Origin of the sequence: Streptomyces sp. NBC_00454, from assembly GCF_041434015.1 — a bacterium.
Classification (GTDB): Bacteria; Actinomycetota; Actinomycetes; order Streptomycetales; family Streptomycetaceae; genus Streptomyces.
Map to the genome: position 1 here is coordinate 6,887,388 of NZ_CP107907.1, position 19,313 is coordinate 6,906,700.

The window sequence follows — 19,313 nt, forward strand, 5'->3', positions numbered from 1 at the left end:
GAGTTCGTGGACCGGTGACACGCCCTAGACTCCGGCCATGGCCGAGCCGCAGCAGCCGCAGCCACCCCGGCGGGAAGTGGTCACCGGGGTCCCGCGGGGTACCCGCCGCCCGCACGCGCACACCCCGGCCCGCTCGGAGATCTCCGAGCAGACCACCCTGGGCGCCACCTATGTACGGGCCCTCATGCGCAGCCAGCTCCGCGCCGGACTCGGCGCGCTGGCCGTGCTCGCGTGCCTGGTGGGCACGTTGCCGCTGCTGTTCCTGCTCCCGAGCGTCGCGTCGGGTCCGCTGGTCTGGGTCGTGCTCGGGGTGCTGGTGTACCCGCTGCTGTGGTTGATCGCCCGCACCTATGTGATCCGGGCCGAGCGCAACGAGGCCGATTTCACCGGGCTGGTCACCGATCCGGCCGAGGCCCCGGGGCAGCGCGGCCCCGCCGACTGACCGCTCAGAAGAGGTGCATCGCCAAATGCCCGAGCGGTAGCCCCAGTTGCCAGGCCGGGGTCCAGACCCTGGCGTTCTCGTCCAGCCCCGGCGGGGTGTCGGCGTGGCCGTGGCGGCCCGGGTCGAGGTTGGTGGCGAACAGCTCCGTGTGGTCCAGCCAGCGCCAGGCCGCCCGGGCCAGTTCCAGGTCCGGGTCCTCCGCCGGCTCCTCGCCGGAGCCGGGGCCGGAGCCAATGCCGGGGCCGCCGCCGCGTTCGAGGGCTTCCTCGCCCAGCGCCAGGAACCGGGTGTGGACCCAGTCGCGCCACGGGTGCCCGTACGCCGTCAGCGACATCCACTCGTCGAGCTGGGAGACGACCCGGATCCCGGAGAGCTCGCCGGCCGCGTCCGAGAGGTAGATGGTCAGCGCGAGCGTGTCGCGCCCGGCGCGGAACTCCAGGGTGCTGACCGGGATCAGCCGGCCCGTGCGCAGCAGTTCGTCGGCGATGTACTCCGCGTAGAGCCACGCCATGGGCACCGCGAGCCCGCCGTCACTGGTGCCGTTCATACCCTCGGGCTGCACCGTTCCACCTTCTCCCGCACGCGTCGAGCAATCCCGCCGTCAGTCCAGAGCCTTCCTTGCGCGGCTCGCAGACCGGGGGATGTTTACTCAACTTGAACGGTCTGGTGCCGATTTCGATGCGGTTGATGTCCGGTCCGTGCGCGTTCGGGCCATTCTTTGACGCGTTTCCAGGATATGAGCCCTCACGCGCCGAGCCCGTACCCGTATCCCTGGAGGCCCTTGCGCAGGGCGCGCAGGGCGTAGTAGGTGCGGGACTTGACCGTACCTGCCGGAATGCCCAGCTCCGCCGCGGCTTCGGCCACCGAGCGGTCCCGGAAGTAGACCTGCATCAGCACCTCCCGGTGCTCCGGTCCCAGGGAGCCGACGGCCCGCCGGACGTCGATGGCCGTCACCGAGCCCGCCACCGCGTCCCCCGGCGCCACCGCGTGCTCCAGCCCCTCCGGGTCCACCTCCAGCGGCCGCGACAGCCGTGCCCGCCGGGCGTCGATGGCGAGCCGCCGGGCCACCGTGAACAGCCAGGGCCGCAGGGACTCGTGCCCGCTGGCCAGGACCTCCGGGTGCTGCCAGAGCCGTAGGAGCGTCTCCTGTACGAGGTCCTCCGCGCGCTGCGCGTCCCCGGCGGTGAGGCCCAGCAGGAATCCGAACAGGGCTCGCCCGTGTTCGCGCTGGAGTTCGGCCAACGCCTCGGGTTCGGTGCGCCGCAGGGTGGGGGCGAGGGGCACGGGAGGCTCCTTCCGGGGGTGCGTCCGGGGTGGTGGGGTGGTTGCGTCCGGGCTCGACGGATCCACCCTGACCTGCACGGAGCCGCCCGGGAACGGTCCGGCGCGGGCGGTGCGCCCAAGCACCCCGGTGATCCGGCGGGCGGCAGCGCGGGGCGGTGAACGGTCGAACGGCGCGCCGAACGGCCATTGGAGTGAGTGCGCGGCCGGTGGCCGGAGCCGCTCCTTGACTTGTTGTCGACTCTTCTATGAATTGACTGATGGTCAGGTAGTCATATTTATTTAAGGAGAGCCGGGACAGATGACCGCGCGCACCCGCCACGCCCTCGCACTCCTCGCCCTCGTCGTCCTGTCGGCCGTGGCCGGCTGCTCCACGGGCGGGGACCGGGCCCCGGCCCGCCTCGCCGGCTCCCCGGCGCAGGCCGCCTCCGGCGCCCCCGGAGCCACCACGGCCCCCGCGGCCAAGGGATTCACCCTCGTCGCGAGCGGCGACGTGCTGCCCCACGAGTCCGTCATCCGGCGGGCGGCCTCCGACGCGGACGGCGACGGATACGACTTCCGGCCGATGTTCTCCGCGGTCAAACCGGTGGTCTCCGCCGCCGACCTGGCCATCTGCCACATGGAGACCGTCTACGGCGAGGACGGCGGGCCGTTCACCGGCTACCCCGCCTTCCAGTCGCCGCCCGAGGTGGCCGACGGCCTCAAGGACGCCGGGTACGACGGCTGCTCCACCGCCTCGAACCACACCCTCGACGGCGGTGCCGCGGGCCTCAAGCGAACGCTCGACAAGTTCGACAAGGCCGGCCTGAAGCACGCGGGTTCGGCCCGGACGGCCGCCGAAGCGGGCACCGTGACCATGTACACGGCCGGCTCCGCGAAGGTCGCGCACCTCGCGTACACGTACGACACCAACGGATACCCGATGCCCGACGGCCAGCCCTGGGCCGTCAACCTGATGGAGGAGGAGAAGATCGTCGCGGACGCGCGGGCCGCCCGGAAGGCGGGCGCGGACGTGGTCCTCGTCAGCCTCCACTGGGGCACCGAATGGGAGACCGAGCCGGACGAGAAGCAGCTCTCGCTGGGCAAGGCGCTGACCGCCTCGCAGACCGGCGGGCGCCCCGACGTGGACCTGATCCTGGGCACGCACGCCCACATCCCGCAGGCGTACGAGAAGGTCAACGGGACCTGGATCGTCTACGGCATGGGCGACCAGGTCGCGGGCGAGATGTTCAACCACACCGGCGCCCGGGACCTGCGCGGCAACTACGGCTCCATCGGCCGCTTCACCTTCGCCCCGCCGGCCGCCCCCGGGCAGCGCTGGCAGGTCACCAAGGCCGAGTTCGTCCCGCAGATGATGGACCTCGGGTCGGGCCGGGTCGTCAACCTCCCCGCCGCCCTCGCCCAGAGCCCCGGCCGCGAGGACTACGAGACCGCCCGGGACGCCATCACCGAGGCCGTGCTCGGCCGCGGCGCGGCCAAGGACGGCCTGACGGCCGCGAAGTAGCCGCTCCCGGGGCTACGGCACCACGGTCACCGGCCAGCGCCCCGCCTTCACCAGGCGGACCGCCACCGAGCCGACGATCCGGTGCCCGGCCCGCTCCGAGGCGCCCACCACCACGGCGTCCGCCGTCAGGTCCTCCGCCGCGCTCACCAGGCCCGCGTACGGGTCGCCGCGGAAGGTGTGGAACTGCCAGCGGATGTCGTAGATCCCCTTCAGGCGCTCCGCGTACTCCCGGATCTCGGCCATCAGCCCCTCCGCGATCTCCGCGGTGGCATCGCCCACCGGCGCGCCCAGCGAGGCCCCGGCCGCCATCACCGGCTGTACGTACACCAGCGCCAGCAGCGCGTTCTGCCGCCGGGCCAGCCCCGCCGCGTACGCCGCCGCGCGCAGCGAGGACTCCGATCCGTCCACCCCGGCGAGAATCACCTTGGGGCCGTCGGTGCCGCGCTCGAATCCCGTGTTCACGTGCTCCGTCACCCGTCCGAGGTTAACCGGTTCGGCGCGCGGAGATCCGTAGCCCTCCCTACAGTGCGAACCATGAGTGCCACCGTGGAGGAGACGCGCGGGACCCGGAACCGCTTCCTGAACCGGGTGCCCGACGCCTTCGGCGCGTTCTTCGGAACGCTCGGTCTGGTCTGCGCCCTGCTGGCGCTCTCCCCGACGCTGAGGCGGCTGCTGCGGCACGTCGTGCGCTTCCTCGACGACATCGTGGTGCCCGTCAGCGCCAACCTCGCCTACGCCGTCTTCCTCTTCCTGCTCGCCGCGGCACTGGGCATGCGCAAGAAGATCGCCTGGTGGATCGTCGTCACCTATTTGGCCCTGCTGCTCCTGACCGACGTGCTGATCATCGCCGACGAGGACTACTGGGTCGGCTTCTCCTCCATGGCCATCTCGGTCGCGGCCCTCGTGATCCTGATCGCCGCCCGCAAGGAGTTCTACGCGGCCTCCCGTCCGGGCGCCCTCTGGCGGGCCATGCTCGTGCTCGGCCTCGGACTGCTCGCCGCGGTCTTCCTCGGCTGGGGCCTGGTCGCGCTGTTCCCCGGGACCCTGCCCAAGGGGCAGTGGCTCGACTGGGCCGCCAAGCAGGTCTTCGGCGGGCTCTTCTCGGCCCGCCAGTTCGACGGCCACCCGGCCAGGATCCTGTACTTCCTGCTCGGCCTCTTCGGCGCCCTCGCCCTGCTGAACGCCGCCGCCACCCTCTTCCGCTCCCAGCGGCTGACCGCCGCCCTGCACGGGGACGAGGAGCCCCGCATCCGGGCCCTGCTCGGCGCCTACGGGCGGGGCGACTCGCTCGGCTACTTCGCCACCCGCCGCGACAAGGCCGTGGTCTTCGCCCCCAACGGCAAGGCCGCCGTCACCTACCGCGTGGAGGCCGGAGTCTGCCTCGGCAGCGGCGACCCCGTGGGCGACCCGGCCGCCTGGACCCCCGCCATCGACGCCTGGCTGGCCGTCGCCCGCCGCTACGGCTGGCAGCCCGCCGTCATGGGCGCCTCCGAGGAGGGCGCGACCGCGTACGCCCGCTCCGGACTCGGCGCGCTCCAGCTCGGCGACGAAGCGATCCTGCACATCGCCCACTTCGACCTCGACGGCCGCGACATGCGCGTCACCCGCCAGGCCGTGAACCGGGTCAAGCGCACCGGGGCCACCACCGTCATCCGCCGCCACTCCGCCCTCTCCGAGGACGAGATGCAGATGATCGTGGACCGGGCCGACAAATGGCGGGACACCGAGACCGAACGCGGCTTCTCCATGGCCCTGGACCGGCTCGGCGACTCCGCCGACGGGGACTGCCTGCTCGTGGAGGCCTTCGACGACAAGGGCGAGCTGATCGCCCTGCTGTCCTTCGTCCCCTGGGGCAGGGACGGCATCTCCCTGGACCTGATGCGCCGCGACCGCGCGGCCCCCAACGGGGTCATGGAGTTCATGGTCGCCGAGCTCTGCGCCGCCGCCCCCGGCCTCGGCGTGCGACGGATCTCCCTCAACTTCGCCGTCTTCCGCTCCGCCTTCGAGGAGGGCGGCCGGATCGGCGCCGGTCCCGTCCTCAAGCTGTGGCGCAAGCTGCTGCTGTTCTTCTCCAAGTGGTGGCAGCTGGAGGCGCTGTACCGCTCGAACGTCAAGTACGGCCCCGAGTGGTACCCGCGGTTCCTCTGCTACCAGGACGCCGGCTCGCTCGCCCGGGTCAGCCTCGCCTCCGGCATCGCCGAGGGGTTCGTGTCCGTGCCGAGCATGCGCACCCTGTGGGGCAACGGCCACGCGCGCGGACTCACCGCCCCCGCCACCACCGCGGGCCTGCCGCCCATCGACTCCCTCGGGCTGGAACTCGTAGGACAGGACGGGGACGCGGCCCCGGCCGAGCGGCTGCCCGAACAGGTCCGGGTCCGGCACGACAAGCTGGCGCGGATCCGGGCGTCCGGCACCGACCCGTACCCCGTCGGCATCCGCCAGCGCACCCACACGGTCGCCGAGATGAAGGCCGCGCACCCCGGCTACCCGCCCGGCACCCGCACCGGCTCCCCGGTCACGCTCGCCGGCCGGGTGATGGTCGTGCGCGACCTCGGCGGCGTGGTCTTCGCCGTCCTGCGGGACTGGTCCGGCGACGTCCAGCTGATGTTCACCCGCGACGAGGCGGGCACCGAGGTGCTCGACACCTTCACCACCCAGGTCGACTTCGGCGACCACGTGGTCGCGAGCGGAGAGGTTGGCGCCAGCAAGAGCGGCGAACTGTCCGTCGTCGTCGACTCCTGGCAGCTCACCGGCAAGTGCCTGCGCCCGCTGCCCGACAAGCGCAAGGGCCTGGCCGACCCCGAGGCCCGGGTCCGGCGCCGCTACCTCGACCTGGTCGCCAGCCCCGAGGCGCGCGACGTCGTACGGGCCCGGTCCGCCGCGGTCCAGGGACTGCGGCAGGGGCTGCTGGACCGGGGCTACCTGGAGGTCGAAACCCCGATGCTCCAGCAGATCCACGGCGGCGCCAACGCCAGGCCGTTCCGCACCCACATCAACGCCTACGACCTCGACCTGTACCTGCGCATCGCGCCCGAGCTGTACCTGAAGCGGCTGTGCGTCGGCGGCATGGAGAAGGTCTTCGAGATGGGCCGCACCTTCCGCAACGAGGGAGTCTCCTACAAGCACAACCCCGAGTTCACGATGCTGGAGGCCTACCAGGCCTTCGCGGACTACGACGTGATGCTCGACCTGACGCGCGAGCTCATCCAGAGCGCCGCCACGGCCGCCTTCGGCTCGCCCATCGCCCACAAGGCCGGGCCCGACGGCAAGCTCGTCGTCCACGACATCTCCGGGCCCTGGCCGGTCAAGACGATGTACGGGGCGATCAGCGAGGCGCTCGGCGAGGAGGTCGACGCCGATACCGAGGAGGCCGTCCTGCGCAGGCACTGCGACCGGGCCGGCGTCCCGCACACGCCCGAGAACACCCGCGGTGACGTGGTGCTGGAGATGTACGAGCGGCTGGTGGAGGAGAGGACCAAGCTGCCCACCTTCTACAAGGACTTCCCGACCGACGTCTCCCCGCTCACCCGACAGCACCGCAAGGACCCGCGGCTCGCCGAGCGCTGGGACCTGGTGGCCTTCGGCACCGAACTGGGCACCGCCTACTCGGAGCTGACCGACCCCGTCGAGCAGCGGCGCCGGCTCACCGCGCAGTCACTGCTCGCGGCGGGCGGCGACCCGGAGGCGATGGAGATCGACAACGACTTCCTGGACGCGCTGGAGTACGCGATGCCGCCCACCGGCGGGCTGGGCATCGGCGTGGACCGGCTGGTCATGTTCCTCACGGGTCTGACGATCCGAGAGACGCTGCCGTTCCCGCTGGTGCGGCGCGGCTGACCGAGGAGACTGTGCGCTGAGCGGGTGAGCGCTGCCCGGCCCGATCGCGCCTCTCGACATCTGCGGCGATGTCGTTGATACGTAGTAGTAATGAAAAATGACGAGCCGACAGTAGGGCGACGCGTGCTCCTGCGCTCCGCCGTCTTCCTCGGAGTCGCCGCCGCGGCCGGACTGCTCACCGGTGGCGAGACCGGCCTGCCCGGCTCCGGAGGGGCCGCCGGCCGCGGAGCCCCCGGGGTCACGGGGGCCGGGGGGCCCGGGGCCCTCGGCGAAGCAGGGTTCGGGCCGGGACCCGGCGGGGGAGCCGGGCCGGGGCCGCTGGCCGGAGCCCCGGGGGTGGCCGCGCGGCCGCAGAGCCCGCGCGGGGCCTCGTACCGGCTCCAGCCGATGACCTCCGAAGGCACTCCGGAGCGGCCGCCCGCGGCGAAGCCCGCCGTGCGGACCCGGCCCATCCTGGAACTCCCGGACGAGGCGCGGACGGGCGGCGCCATGACGCTCACCTTCGACGACGGGCCCGACCCGCGCTACACCCCGGGCATCCTCGACACCCTGGCGCGCTACGGAGTACGGGCCATGTTCTTCGTCTGCGGGGAAATGGCCACCGATAACCGCGACCTGCTGCGCCGGATGGTCGCCGAGGGCCACGTCATCGGCAACCACACCTGGACGCACCCGCTCATCCCCAAGCTCAGCCGGCCCGCCCTCGCCGACGAGATCGGCCGCACGAGCGAGGTCGTGCAGCAGGCGATCGGCGAGGCGCCGATGTGGTTCCGGGCGCCCTACGGGGCCTGGAACCGGGCCGCCTTCGAGATCGGCTCGGAGCTCGGCATGGAGCCGCTCGCCTGGACCGTGGACACCCTGGACTGGAAGGAGCCGGGCACCGCCACGATCGTCTCGAGGGTCCTCAAGGGGGCCGCGCCCGGGGTGATCGTGCTGAACCACGACGCGGGCGGCAACCGTTCGCAGAGCGTCCAGGCGCTGGCGAGCTACCTGCCGCAACTGCTCGGGCGGGGCTACCGGATGACGCTGCCGACGTGGCCGCCGCGCTGAGGATTCGTTCCTGCGGCGCGGCGGCGTCCTTCGGCGGCCTAGGGGGTATTCGACGGCGGCAGGGGGAGCGGGGACCGCTCGTCCGGGCGGTCAGCGGGCTTCCACCATCCGTGCGAAGACCACGACGTTGCCGTCGTACCCCTTCGCCTTCGAGTAGCCGCCGCCGCAGGTGATCACCCGGAGCTCAGGGTGTCCGGTGTCCCCGTACACCCGGGCTCCGGGGAAGGTCTCCTTGGAGAACACCTCCACGCCGTACACCTCGAACACCGCCGTGCGCCCGTCGTAGCGCGCCACCTCGATCTGGCTGCCCTTGCGGACCGAGCCCAGGCCGTAGAAGACGGCCGGGCCCTGTGCGTTGTCCACGTGGCCCACGATCACCGCCGACCCCTGCTGGCCCGGGGAGATCCCGTTGAGGTACCAGCCGGCCAGGTTCTTGTCCTGCGGGGGCGGCGCGTCGATCCAGCCCTGGGCGTCCAGCCCGACGGTCATCACCGGTGCGTCCACGCTGATCGACGGGATCCGGATGCGCTGAACCGACGAGTGTTCCAGCACCTCCATGTCCGGCGAAGGCGTGGGCGCCTGAGCGGCCGACTGGTCGTTCTGCGCCCCGACAGCGGCCCCGGACGTGGCCGAGACGGCCGCCGCGGCGGCCGGCTGCGGAGGTCCGGCCACGACATCGGCCCCGTTACGCATCATGGCGAGGCCGGTGAGCATGACCAGCGCGATCGCGCCCCACGGGGAGCGTCTTCTCGGCGGCCTCTCACTCTCGTCCTCGGTCATGGCTCTCCCTTCCCGACGCGGGGGTCCCGACCCGCGTTCTTGTCCCACCCCTTTACGCCCTACTTCACGCACGCTAAGGCGGTTCGCGCGAGGCGGCGATCGGGGAAGGGCGAACGGGTGGTGGGGCCGGAAGGGGTGCGCCCATCCAGGTAATCGTCACATAAATGCCTGACGGGTCGTGACCTGCGGATCCGTCAGCAAACGCGTCCGCTCCTCGGCGTGTCGCTCAACCTTGCGGCCCAAAGCCGGAAATGCGCTGGTTGCGGACCGCCCCGAGGGTTCGTGATGGGAGGCGTTCTCGTCGATCTTCCCGGGCCACCGCTCGGGGGCGCTTCCCGCTGGAGGTTCCACCATGCGTGCTTTCCGCGCCCTTACCGTGACCGCGGCGGCCTGCGCCGCGATCGGGCTCAGTATTCCGTTCGCCTCCGCTAACCCTGCGGGCGGTCCGCCGGGGCCGGGCGGAAACGGCGGGCCCAGCAACGTCACGGTCAACCCGTACTCCGTGCACCAGGGCTCCGTGATGCAGGTCAGCGCGGCCGGCTGCGGCCACGGGGGCGTCGTCTTCTCCCAGGGCCAGTTTCCGCAGACGAACCTGTCGGCCGGCTCCGTCGGGTTCGCCACCGTCCGGATCTTCAACCACGCCTCGCCCGGCCACCACACGCTGTCGGTCAAGTGCCACGACAACAGCCTGGTCGCCACCCACCGCTTCACCATCCTGGAGGGCAACGGCGCCCAGGGCGGCATCGGTGGCTCCTTCGGCCCGTCCGCCACCGAGACCGCCATTGGCGCGGGCCTCGTCGGCGCCGCGGCCCTCGGTGCCGGTGCTCACGTGATGCGCCGTCGCCGCCCGATCCGTGGCCGGGTCTGACCGGCCGACCTCCCCGGTCAGCCCGGACAACCGCCGGTCGCCCCGAGTCCTGGCCAGGACTCGGGGCGACCGGCGGTTGGGGCGGCCTTGCGGCCCACGGGCCTTCAGTGGATGCGGCGGATGTCGCGGCGGCGCAGGGCGTAGCCGAGGCCGACCAGGCCGCCGAGCAGCAGCCCCCCGCCGGCGGCGAGTTCCAGGGGGTTCATCCGGGCCACGCTGCCGCCGAGGCCGCCCCGGACGCCCTGGGTGGCGCGGCGCGAAGTGCCCGTACCCGCGCCGGCGGTCGCAGCGGGACGCGTGCCGGTGCCCGGGCTGGCGCCCGTACGGGTTCCGGCGGTGGAGCTGGTGGTGGGTTTCGCGCCGCCGCCGCCGCCGGCGATCGTGAGGTCGGCCGAGCCGGTCTCGCCGTTGCACGTGAAGGAGACGGAGTACTGGGCTCCGCGCCGGGCGTCCCGGTCGACGGTGACGCGTACGGTCTTGCCCCGCTCGATGCTCACGGTGTCGAAGATCCCGGAGGAGGCGGTGGCGTAGGCGGCGTTGCAGCCGGTGACGGACAGCACCACCTGGCCGCCGGGGGCGACCGTCGAGGGGGTGATGGCGAAGCCGAACGAGGTGATGGGCGCGGCTTCGGAACCGGCCCCGGCCGCGCTCGCGGTGGGGGCGAGGGCCCCGCCGAGTATCAGGGCGGCGCCCGCGGCGGCGGCGCCCAACAGGGATGAGGGGGAGGTGCGTATCGCGCCCATGGTTGATTCTCCGGATCCCCGAGGAGCAGCCGCGGAACGGTTTCCGCACGTGGGGGGTCGTGCGCCTCGATGTCCGCCACGCTAGGTCCGGGCGCGGTGACCCGCGATCAGGAACGGGCGAATGGGGCATGGGGGTGGGCCGAACCGGGGACGGGAGGCCCGCCCCCGGTTTGCCGGGCGTTCACACCGGGGTGTGCCGGTGGGGTGTCAGTCGCGCAGGTTCAGATGCGGGAACTGGGCGAAGAACGGCTCGGCGGTGGCGGCGACGCCCCGGCCGAACGGGGCGTCGAAGTCCCAGATGAGGAAGAGCAGGAAGGCGATCAGCGCACTGAACAGCCCCGCGAGCAGGAGCTCCCGGAACGAGCGCCTGATCTGCAGGGTGAAGATCAGCCCCACCGTCACCAGGGCTCCGACGATCAGCCCGAACCACACCACCCCCGGCATGGTGGCCCCGGCGCTCTGGCCGCGCGCATTGCGCGCGTCGTCGACCACGGCGACCTGGTCCACGAGCGGCTGATAGGCCTGGCCCTCGTGGTCGGTCTGCGGTTCGTAGTCCGTCACATCACGGCGGATACGATCCAGCAGCTGCCCGCTCCGGTCGGTGAGAGCGCCGTTCTCGGCCATCTCCTTCCACTCGGTGTCCACGACGTAGGTCACGTACGCGTCCACATCGGCGCGGATCTTCTTGCGCACGTCGGGCGGGTAGACCTCGGAGCGGACGCTGATCTCGTGCAGGGCCTGCGATTCCTGGCGCACGTACTCCTGGGCGGCTCCCCGGCCCTCCCAGACGCCGGCGATCGCCAGGCCCAGCACGATCGCGTAGATCACCCCGATCATCATCGTCATGTATTCGATGACGTCCGGGGTCTCGTTGGGGTCGTCGTCGTCGCCGATGCGGCGCTGGTTGAAGAAGGCGATGGACAGGACCACGGCACAGGCGGCCGCCATCGCGATGGACAGGACGAGCCATTCCGACAAGATGACTCCAAAGTGCGGTTGGGCGGTGAATGCCGGGGCCTGCCGTCAAAGTGCTGTCGTCGCCCGGAGGGCGGCCCCGCGGGGCAGGCGGCATTTTGACGGCAGGCCCCAGGGGCTAGCGCGGGCGCAGCGCGATGATCGCGAGCACCGCGGGGGCCGCGGTCATCAAGGTGAAGGTCACCGGCGAGATGTGGTGTTCGATCGGCTTGCGGGCCGCCGCCTGGTAGTGGGGGCGCGCGACCGCCTTCTTGGGCGCGGCCGCCTGGATCGCCACGGGAGGCGGTGGCGGTGGCGGGGCCGGCTTCGCGGGCACGGGCTCGGGCGCCTTCCGTACGGGCGGTGGGGCCGGGGGCTTCGGCGCGGGCTCGGGGGGCGGCGGCGGTGGGGGAGGCGGCGGGGTCGGCGCCGGCTTGGGCGGGGGTGGGGGTGCGGGTGGCGGCGGGGTGGGTTTCGGGGTCGGTGTCGGGGTCGGGGTGGGTTTCGGGGTGGGCTTGGGCGGGCACGGCGGTGGGGGAGGGGGCGGCGGGCAGGGCGGGTCATGGTGATGGCCCCCGCCGTGGTGGCCGCCCGGGACGTGCTCGTTGCCGTGGTCTTTGCCGTGGCCGGAATCGGCGCGATTTCCGTGATCTCCGCCACCTTGGTTGCCCCCGGCCGCGCCGTGGGTGGCGGACGCGACCAGGCTGAAGGCGCTCGCCCCGTCCCCGGCGTCGTACGTCGCGTAGGCACTGCTATCGGCCATGGCCGGTGTGGTCGACAGTGCGGCCCACAGCAGGACCGGGACCGCCAGCAGGCGCCTGGAAGAGGCTCTTTTCACCCGGGGAGCATGGGGTCGCGCGCGCCCGCGCACGCGGCGGTTGGCTTCGGTTCCCCTGAACGGGTGGTCCGTTGGCTATGGAGGTTTAAGCCAGCTTCGGAGTGTGCTCGCTCCGTCACCGGCCTTTTCTCAAAAGGTATTTGTCGGTTTCGATCAATGGGCGGGCGCAGGCCCGTACACGTCTTTGTCGTGTGACGAAGAACGGATCGCCAATTTCCGCTTTCGCTCGCCCCGTTGGGCAATGATCAGTACATTCGGCTCGGACAGGAGTCCGACCCGTCCGGACCTCCTCAGGACTACGGCTTGGAGACCCCGATGGAGCGCCCCGCCTGGGCCCCGCCAGGCATCGACATATCGGTGCCCAGCGTGTCCCGTATCTACGATTACTACCTGGGCGGTTCCCACAATTTCGAGGTCGACAGGCAGGCCGCCCGGCGCGCCATGGAATTCCTGCCGGGCCTGCCCAAGATCATGCAGGCGAACCGGGCATTCATGCGCCGGGCCGTCCGGTACGCCGTCGCCCAGGGCGTCACCCAGTTCCTCGACATCGGCTCCGGCATCCCCACCTTCGGCAACGTCCACGAGATCGCCCAGGCCGCCAGCCCCGAGGCGCGCGTGGTCTACGTCGACCACGACCCGGTGGCCGTCGCCCACAGCCAGGCCGTCCTCGCGGGCACCGAGCGGACCGGGGTCGTCGCCGCCGACCTGCGCAAGCCGCAGGAGATCCTGACCGCTCCCGAGGTCGGCCGGGTGCTCGACCTGAGCCGCCCGGTGGCCCTGATGCTGGTCGCCGTCCTGCACTTCCTGGAGGACTCGGACGAGCCCTACGCCGCCGTCGCCGAGCTGCGCGACGCGCTGGCCCCCGGCAGCCTCCTGATCCTCACGCACGCCTCGTACGAGGGGATCCCGCTCCCGGAGGAGGTCGCCGGCGGGGCCGTGGGCGTCTACCGCGACATCCGCAACCCCCTGGTCATGCGGGGCCGCGAACAGGTCGCGCGCTTCTTCGACGGCTTCGAACCCGTGGAACCCGGCCTGGTGGCCATGCCCAACTGGCGGCCCGACGCCCCCGAGGGGCTGGAGGGGCTGGAAGGGCTGGAGGGCGGGGCCGCGGACGAGGACCCGTTCGCCTTCTCGGGCTTCGCAGGTGTGGGACGCAAGGCGTGAGACTGCCGGCACAGACGGCGGGTGGCGCGAGCGCGCCGCAGGGCGGACTGGAGGACCGGATCGGCCGGTTCGCCACCATCTGGGGGCGGGCGATCTTTCCCGTCACGGCGACCTCGCTCACCCGCACCGAGTTCGAGCAGCACCTCCTGCCGCTCACCCGCACCCTGGTCGAGGCCCTGCACGCCCGGCCCTTCGACGCCTCCTCGGGCCAGCGGGTCGGCACGGAGCTCGTCGCCGTCCACTGCACGGACCCGGAGGCGCTGGCCGGCACCCTCGGCGTGGTCGAGTCGTACCTGGTGCTGTACTGCGGGCCGGACGGTCCGGGTGCGGAGGGCGTCGAGGAGTACCGCTCCCGCTGCGCCCGCCTCCAGCACGCCATCGCGGCCGGATTCGCCCGCGCGCTGCGCGAGCGCACCCTCAAGGAGCAGGAGGCCATCGCCCGTTCCGCGCTCACCGCGCGCATCGACGCCCAGCAGGCGCTGCACGCGAGCGAAGCCCGCTTCCGGGCGGTCTTCGAGGGCGCGGCCATCGGGATCGGCATCGCGGACCTCGAGGGCAACGTCCTGGAGGTCAACGACGCCCTGCTGCAGATGTTCGGCGGCATGGACGGGCACGTCCGGGGCCGCAACGTCAGCGAGTGGAGCCACCCCGAGGACACCCCGCACGTCTGGCGGATGTACGGGGAACTCGTGCGCGGCGAGCGCGAGAACTACCGCGTGGAGAAGCCGTACTACCGGCACGACGGGACCGTCCTGTGGACCAACCTGACGGTCTCGCTGCTGCGCGATGCCGAGGGCGTGCCGCAGTACCAGCTCGCCCTGATGGAGGACACCACAGAACGCCGGCTGCTGAACCTGCGGCTGCGCTACGAGGCCACCCACGACGCCCTGACCGGACTGCCCAACCGGACGCTGTTCTTCGAACGCCTGGAGAAGGCGCTGAGCGGGTCCGGCGGCGCCCGCTTCGGTCTCTGCTACCTGGATCTCGACGGGTTCAAAGCGGTCAACGACAGCCTCGGCCACTCGGCCGGCGACCGGCTGCTGGTGGAGGTCGCCGACCGGCTGCAGAGCTGCGCGACCGGTCCGGGCGAAGTGGTCGCCCGGCTCGGCGGCGACGAGTTCGTCGCGCTGACCACCGGCCCCGACACCGAGGAGAAGGCCACCGAACTCGCGGTCAACATCCTCTCCGCCCTCTCGGTCCCGATCCGGCTGGAGGGTCGGGAGCTGACCGTCCGGGGCAGCATCGGCATCGTCGAGGGCCCGGCGCGCGAGCGCACCCCGGCGGAGGTGCTGCGCAGCGCCGACATCACCATGTACCGGGCCAAGGCGGCCGGCGGCAACCGCTTCGAGTTCGCCGACGCCGCCGCCGACGCGCGGGCCATCACCCGCCACGGCCTGACCAACGCCCTGCCGGCGGCGCTGGAACGCGGCGAGTTCTTCATCGAGTACCAGCCGCTGGTGCACATGCACGACGGCAGCGTGCACGGTGCGGAGGCGCTGGTCCGATGGTCCCACCCGCAGCACGGGGTGCTGGGCCCGGACCGCTTCATCCCGCTCGCCGAACGGACCGGGCTGATCGTGCCGCTCGGCCGCTGGGTCCTGGAGGAATCGGTCCGCCAGGCCCGCAACTGGCAGCACCAGCAGGGCGGCGCCACCCTGCGGATCAACGTCAACCTGTCCCCGACCCAGCTGCACCACCCCGGCCTGGTCGCCGACACGGTCCGGGTCCTGGAGTCCTCTGGCCTGGCTCCGGGCACGCTGTGCCTGGAGGTCACCGAGTCGGCCCTGATCGGTGCCGACGACGAACTCCTCGAACCGCTGCGCCGCCTCGCCGCCCTGGGCGTGGACATCGCCCTCGACGACTTCGGCACGGGCTACTCGAACCTGGCCAACCTCCGCCGCCTGCCCGTCAGCGTCCTGAAACTGGACCGCTCCTTCACCAAGGGGATGCAGCAGCACCCGGCCAACCCGGTCGACGTCAAGATCGTGGAGGGCATCGTCGCCCTGGCCCACAGCCTCGAACTCGCCGTCACCGTCGAAGGCGTGGAAACCGGCGCCCAGGCCGCCCAGCTCCGCGCCCTGGGCTGCGACACGGCTCAGGGGTGGTACTACGCGCGCCCCGGTGCACCGGACCGCATCCACACCCTGTCGCTCTCCGACGCCGTCCCGAGCGCCTTCTGACTCACCCCCGGCCCGCCTCCGTCCCGCGGCCGGGGGTGCGCACGGCCGCCATGACGCGCTCGTGCCGCTCCGCCGTGTCCGCCAGCACCGCGGCGGCGGCGGGCAGCCGCTCGGCCTCGTAGGCGTCGAGCAGGTCGGGGGCGCCCGCCCCGGCTGCCCCGCTGAGGGCGGTGGCGAGTGTCCGGGCGAGGGCTGCCGCGTCCTCGACTCCGGTGTTGATCCCCAGCCCGCCGGCTATCGGATGGACGTGCGCGGCGTCTCCGGCGAGGAAGACCCGGCCCTCGCGGAGCCGGGCGGCCATGCGGACGTTGACCCGCCAGACCGAGAGCCAGCCGGCCTCCGCGAGGCGGATCCCCGGCATCCGCGCATGGCGGTCGAAGAGCCTCTGGAAGCTCTCCACCGACGGCGGCAGGGGCTCGCCCCGCTCGTCCGGCTCGGGGGAGGACTGGAGCTGGAAGGTGTCCGTCCCCGGCATCGGGCAGAGGAGTATCCCGCCGCCCTCCGAGGTGAACCACTGGTGCCAGAAGTCCCGGCTCAGCCCCGGCGCCCGGACGTCCCCGATCACCATCGACTCCTCCGGGGCGCTGTACCCCTCGAAGGGGATCCCCAGGAGTCCGCGGGTGGTGCTGCGGCCGCCGTCGCACCCCGCGAGATGGCGGGCCCGGATGACGCTGCCGTCCGACAGCTTCGCGTCGACTCCGGCCGGGTCCTGTGAGATCGCGGCGAGCCGGGCCCCGTACTCGACCTGGACGCCCAGCTCGGCGAGGCGTTCGCGCAGGGCTCCCTCGACCTGCCACTGTCCGATGAGCAGTCCGTCGCCCACGACGGTGTCGCTGATGTGCGCCCCGTCGAAGTACTTGCGCAGCACGGTCTCCCGCTGCCCGACGGGTGTCAGGCGCTCGACCACCCCCAGTTCCGCGAAGGCCGCCAGGCTGCCCGGGGTGAGCCCCTTGCCGCGGGACTCGCGGTGCGGCGCCGGCCGTTCCTCGATGACCCGCACGCCGATGCCACGGCGGGCGAGGTCGCAGGCGAGCGTCAGCCCGGTGGGGCCGGAGCCCGCGATCAGTACGTCGGTCATCGGAGGTCCTCTCGTTGGCGATCCATTGGATCCGTTGGATCCGTTGTCGATGACTCAAGGAAAGCGGCTCCCGACCAAAAACGCAACCCGGTTACGAAAATTACTCGGTCACTCGTTCGTGTTATCCTGAACCCATGGAGACGACCGAACCCACGGAGACTGAGCCCACGGAAAACGTGACGGGCCTGCGCGAGAGCAAGAAGCTCCGTACGCGCCGCCAGCTGGCGGCCACGGCGCTGGAGCTCTTCCTGGAGCGGGGCTTCGATGCCGTCTCCGTGGCCGACGTCGCGGCGGCCGCCGAGGTCTCCAAGCCCACGCTGTTCCGGTACTACCCCAGCAAGGAAGACCTGCTCCTGGACCGGTTCGCCGACCACCAGGACGAGGCGGCCCGCATCGTGCGCGACCGGCCCGCCGGCCAGACCCCGGTGGCGGCGGTGCGCGCCCAGTTCCTGGCGGCCCTCGCCGAGCGGGATCCCATCACCGGGCTCTGCGACCACCCGGACGTGCTCGCCTTCCAGCGGCTGCTCTACTCCACCGCCAGCCTGGAATCCCGCCTGGCCCACTACACCGGCCGCGAGGTGGAGCTGCTGGCCGCCGTGCTCGAAGCCGAAGCGGCCGACCCGCTCACCGCCCGGCTGGCCGCCATGCACCTGGTGGCGACCCGTCACGAACTGGGCCGGGAGAACTGGCGCCGCCTCGACTCAGGCCAGAGTGCGGACGAGGCCCACCCGGCCGCAGCGGCCGAAGCCGAGCGCGCCTTCGCGATGCTGGCCGACGGCCTCGACGGGGTTCTCGCGCCCCGCGCGCCCGCAGCCCCGTAGGCCTCCGGCTCCGTAGGTCTCCGGCTCCGTAGGACTACGGGGCTGCGAGCTGCCGCGGCCCCCGGCTTTCAGCCCAGCAGGATGCGCTTCAGTTCGCGGGCCGCGCGCGGTGGTGCCACGTCCGTGCGGTGGGCCAGGGCGACCGTGCGGCGCAGTGGGGAGCCCGCCAGGGCGGTGGCGCGCAGTCCGGGGCCCGCGTGGTCCACCACCATCGCCGGGACCACCGCGATGCCCAGTCCCGCGCGGACGAAGCCCAGTACGGCGTCCATCTCGCCGCCCTCCACCGTGAACACCGGCTCGAACCCGGCCGCCCGGCAGGCCGCCACCGTCAGGTCCCGCAGGTCGTAGCCGTGCCGGAACATCACCATCGGCTCGTCGCGCAGCGCGGACACCGTGAGCGGGCCGCCGCCCGCCGGGGGCGGGAGGGCCGCCGAGGAGACCACCACCAGGTCCTCCGTCAGCAGTTCCACCGTGGTCAGGGCCGGAGCGGAGGGCGGCAGCGGGAGGGCGATCAGTGCGAGGTCCAGGGATCCGCGCGCGAGCTCCCGTACGAGGTCCAGCGAGCCGCTCTCCTCGATCAGCAGCTCGATCCCCGGATGGGCGGTGTGGAAGGCACGCAGCACATCGGGCAGCAGGCCGGTGCACACGCTCGGAGTGGCCCCCAGCCGGACCCGGCCCCGCCGCAGCTGCACCAGCTCCTGCACCTCCAGCCGCGCGGTGTCCGCGTCCGCGAGGATCCGCCGGGCCAGCGGCAGCAGGGTCTCGCCGGCGTCGGTGAGCGCGATGTTCCCGCGCGCCCGGCTGAACAGCTCGGCGCCCAGTTCCCGTTCGAGCGCCTTGATCTGTTGTGACAGGGACGGCTGGGCCACGTGTTCGCGCTCGGCCGCCCGCGTGAAGTGCCGGGTCTCGGCGACGGCGACGAAGTAGACGAGCTGCTGGAACTGCATCGTCCCAGCTTAGCGCCCTGCATAGGCGTTCCCTATGGACTTGAGCTCCACCATGTCTTGGACCTTTCGGGACCTTGGTCCCTACGGTCGGTGCCATGGCATTGGCAACGCGGACGGATCGACGGCCGTCCACCACGCGCACGCTCTGGGACTCATCCGTCGGCAAGAAGTCCGTGATGGCCGTCTCCGGCCTGATCATGCTCGGCTACCTCGTCGTGCACATGCTCGGCAACCTCAAGATCTTCTTCGGGGCCGAGGAGTTCAACGGCTACGCCCACTGGCTGCGCACCCTCGGCTCGCCCTTCCTCCACCACGAATGGGCCCTGTGGATCTTCCGCGTCGCCCTCGTCGTCGCCGTCGTCGCGCACGGGGTCTGCGCCTACCAGCTCAGCCGCCGCGACATCAAGGCGCGCCCGGTGAAGTACGTCCACAAGCGCCGACGCGCGAGCTACGCCACCCGCACCATGCGCTGGGGCGGCATCATCCTCGCCCTCTTCATCGTCTGGCACCTGCTCGACCTCACCACGCTCACCGTCAACGAGCGTGCCTGGGCGGGGCATCCGTACGAGAACGTCCTCGCCACCTTCTCCACCTGGTACGGCAACACCATCTACATCGTGGCGATGGCCGCCCTCGGTCTGCACGTCCGCCACGGCTTCTGGAGCGCCGCCCAGACCCTCGGTGCGGGCAGCGCCCGACGGGAGCGGACGCTCAAGTTCCTGGCCAATGCCCTCGCCCTCGTCCTCTTCGCGGGCTTCGTGTCCGTACCCGTCGCCGTCATGACCGGAGTGGTGAGCTGACCATGAGCGCGAACACGAACATGAAC

At 72.1% G+C, this 19,313-nt stretch carries 18 protein-coding genes; 9 read left to right on the forward strand and 9 right to left on the reverse strand.

Annotation, left to right across the window (positions count from 1 at the left end):
- The first annotated feature begins 37 nt into the window (after positions 1-37).
- The gene (locus tag OHU74_RS31425) at positions 38-442 is read left to right on the forward strand and encodes a hypothetical protein (protein ID WP_371619010.1); all 405 of its coding nucleotides are present in this window, start codon (positions 38-40) and stop codon (positions 440-442) included.
- Between the two features lie 4 nt (positions 443-446).
- Here the strand turns inward: OHU74_RS31425 and OHU74_RS31430 are convergent, their stop codons facing one another.
- Together OHU74_RS31430 and OHU74_RS31435 are read right to left on the reverse strand one after the other, a co-directional pair.
- Positions 447-989 carry a hypothetical protein gene (locus OHU74_RS31430; protein ID WP_371619011.1) on the reverse strand — a complete coding sequence of 181 codons (543 nt, stop codon included), beginning with the start codon at positions 987-989 and terminating at the stop codon, positions 447-449.
- A 197-nt stretch (positions 990-1,186) separates the two neighbouring features.
- Positions 1,187-1,726 carry a sigma-70 family RNA polymerase sigma factor gene (locus OHU74_RS31435; protein WP_371619012.1) on the reverse strand — a complete coding sequence of 180 codons (540 nt, stop codon included), beginning with the start codon at positions 1,724-1,726 and terminating at the stop codon, positions 1,187-1,189.
- A 298-nt stretch (positions 1,727-2,024) separates the two neighbouring features.
- Between OHU74_RS31435 and OHU74_RS31440 the strand changes: the two genes are divergently transcribed.
- Complete coding sequence (locus OHU74_RS31440; RefSeq protein ID WP_371619013.1) at positions 2,025-3,227, forward strand: CapA family protein; 1,203 nt, start codon at positions 2,025-2,027, stop codon at positions 3,225-3,227.
- A 12-nt stretch (positions 3,228-3,239) separates the two neighbouring features.
- On the opposite strand, the gene OHU74_RS31445 is transcribed toward OHU74_RS31440, so the two are convergent.
- On the reverse strand, positions 3,240-3,701 hold the full coding sequence (locus OHU74_RS31445) for a universal stress protein (RefSeq protein ID WP_371619014.1): 462 nt from the start codon (positions 3,699-3,701) through the stop codon (positions 3,240-3,242).
- A gap of 60 nt (positions 3,702-3,761) precedes the next feature.
- Here OHU74_RS31445 and lysX point away from each other — a divergent pair, with 60 nt between their 5' ends.
- On the forward strand, positions 3,762-7,064 hold the full coding sequence (gene lysX, locus OHU74_RS31450) for a bifunctional lysylphosphatidylglycerol synthetase/lysine--tRNA ligase LysX (RefSeq protein ID WP_371619015.1): 3,303 nt from the start codon (positions 3,762-3,764) through the stop codon (positions 7,062-7,064).
- Between the two features lie 90 nt (positions 7,065-7,154).
- A complete protein-coding gene (locus OHU74_RS31455; protein ID WP_371619016.1) occupies positions 7,155-8,114 on the forward strand; it encodes a polysaccharide deacetylase family protein in 960 nt (319 codons plus the stop codon).
- Between the two features lie 90 nt (positions 8,115-8,204).
- On the opposite strand, the gene OHU74_RS31460 is transcribed toward OHU74_RS31455, so the two are convergent.
- Positions 8,205-8,894 carry a class F sortase gene (locus OHU74_RS31460; protein WP_371619017.1) on the reverse strand — a complete coding sequence of 230 codons (690 nt, stop codon included), beginning with the start codon at positions 8,892-8,894 and terminating at the stop codon, positions 8,205-8,207.
- Between the two features lie 352 nt (positions 8,895-9,246).
- Between OHU74_RS31460 and OHU74_RS31465 the strand changes: the two genes are divergently transcribed.
- Positions 9,247-9,762 carry a hypothetical protein gene (locus OHU74_RS31465; protein WP_371619018.1) on the forward strand — a complete coding sequence of 172 codons (516 nt, stop codon included), beginning with the start codon at positions 9,247-9,249 and terminating at the stop codon, positions 9,760-9,762.
- Between the two features lie 104 nt (positions 9,763-9,866).
- On the opposite strand, the gene OHU74_RS31470 is transcribed toward OHU74_RS31465, so the two are convergent.
- From OHU74_RS31470 to OHU74_RS31480, 3 genes are all read right to left on the reverse strand, one after another.
- A complete protein-coding gene (locus tag OHU74_RS31470; protein WP_371619019.1) occupies positions 9,867-10,505 on the reverse strand; it encodes a hypothetical protein in 639 nt (212 codons plus the stop codon).
- Between the two features lie 207 nt (positions 10,506-10,712).
- Positions 10,713-11,483, reverse strand: a complete 771-nt coding sequence (locus OHU74_RS31475) for a hypothetical protein (RefSeq protein ID WP_371619020.1) — start codon at positions 11,481-11,483, stop codon at positions 10,713-10,715.
- A gap of 115 nt (positions 11,484-11,598) precedes the next feature.
- Positions 11,599-11,796, reverse strand: coding sequence for a hypothetical protein (locus tag OHU74_RS31480; RefSeq protein WP_371619021.1), 198 nt, complete (start codon positions 11,794-11,796; stop codon positions 11,599-11,601).
- 816 nt (positions 11,797-12,612) lie between these two features.
- On the opposite strand from OHU74_RS31480, the gene OHU74_RS31485 reads away from it, so the two are divergent.
- Together OHU74_RS31485 and OHU74_RS31490 are read left to right on the forward strand one after the other, a co-directional pair.
- Positions 12,613-13,461 (forward strand): SAM-dependent methyltransferase, encoded by an 849-nt coding sequence (locus OHU74_RS31485; RefSeq protein WP_371619022.1) that lies wholly within the window; start codon positions 12,613-12,615, stop codon positions 13,459-13,461.
- Positions 13,458-15,641, forward strand: coding sequence for a putative bifunctional diguanylate cyclase/phosphodiesterase (locus tag OHU74_RS31490; RefSeq protein ID WP_371619023.1), 2,184 nt, complete (start codon positions 13,458-13,460; stop codon positions 15,639-15,641). Before OHU74_RS31485 ends, OHU74_RS31490 begins: the two co-directional genes overlap by 4 nt.
- 1 nt (position 15,642) lies before the next feature.
- Here OHU74_RS31490 and OHU74_RS31495 read toward each other — a convergent pair whose 3' ends face one another.
- A complete protein-coding gene (locus tag OHU74_RS31495) occupies positions 15,643-16,719 on the reverse strand; it encodes an FAD-dependent monooxygenase (protein WP_371619024.1) in 1,077 nt (358 codons plus the stop codon).
- A gap of 134 nt (positions 16,720-16,853) precedes the next feature.
- Here OHU74_RS31495 and OHU74_RS31500 point away from each other — a divergent pair, with 134 nt between their 5' ends.
- Positions 16,854-17,540 (forward strand): TetR family transcriptional regulator, encoded by a 687-nt coding sequence (locus OHU74_RS31500; RefSeq protein ID WP_371619025.1) that lies wholly within the window; start codon positions 16,854-16,856, stop codon positions 17,538-17,540.
- Positions 17,541-17,608: 68 nt separating this feature from the next.
- Here OHU74_RS31500 and OHU74_RS31505 read toward each other — a convergent pair whose 3' ends face one another.
- Positions 17,609-18,487: a LysR family transcriptional regulator gene (locus OHU74_RS31505; RefSeq protein ID WP_371619026.1), complete on the reverse strand. Its 879-nt coding sequence runs from the start codon at positions 18,485-18,487 to the stop codon at positions 17,609-17,611.
- Between the two features lie 95 nt (positions 18,488-18,582).
- On the opposite strand from OHU74_RS31505, the gene OHU74_RS31510 reads away from it, so the two are divergent.
- Complete coding sequence (locus OHU74_RS31510) at positions 18,583-19,287, forward strand: succinate dehydrogenase (RefSeq protein WP_371619027.1); 705 nt, start codon at positions 18,583-18,585, stop codon at positions 19,285-19,287.
- Positions 19,288-19,313: the final 26 nt, after the last annotated feature.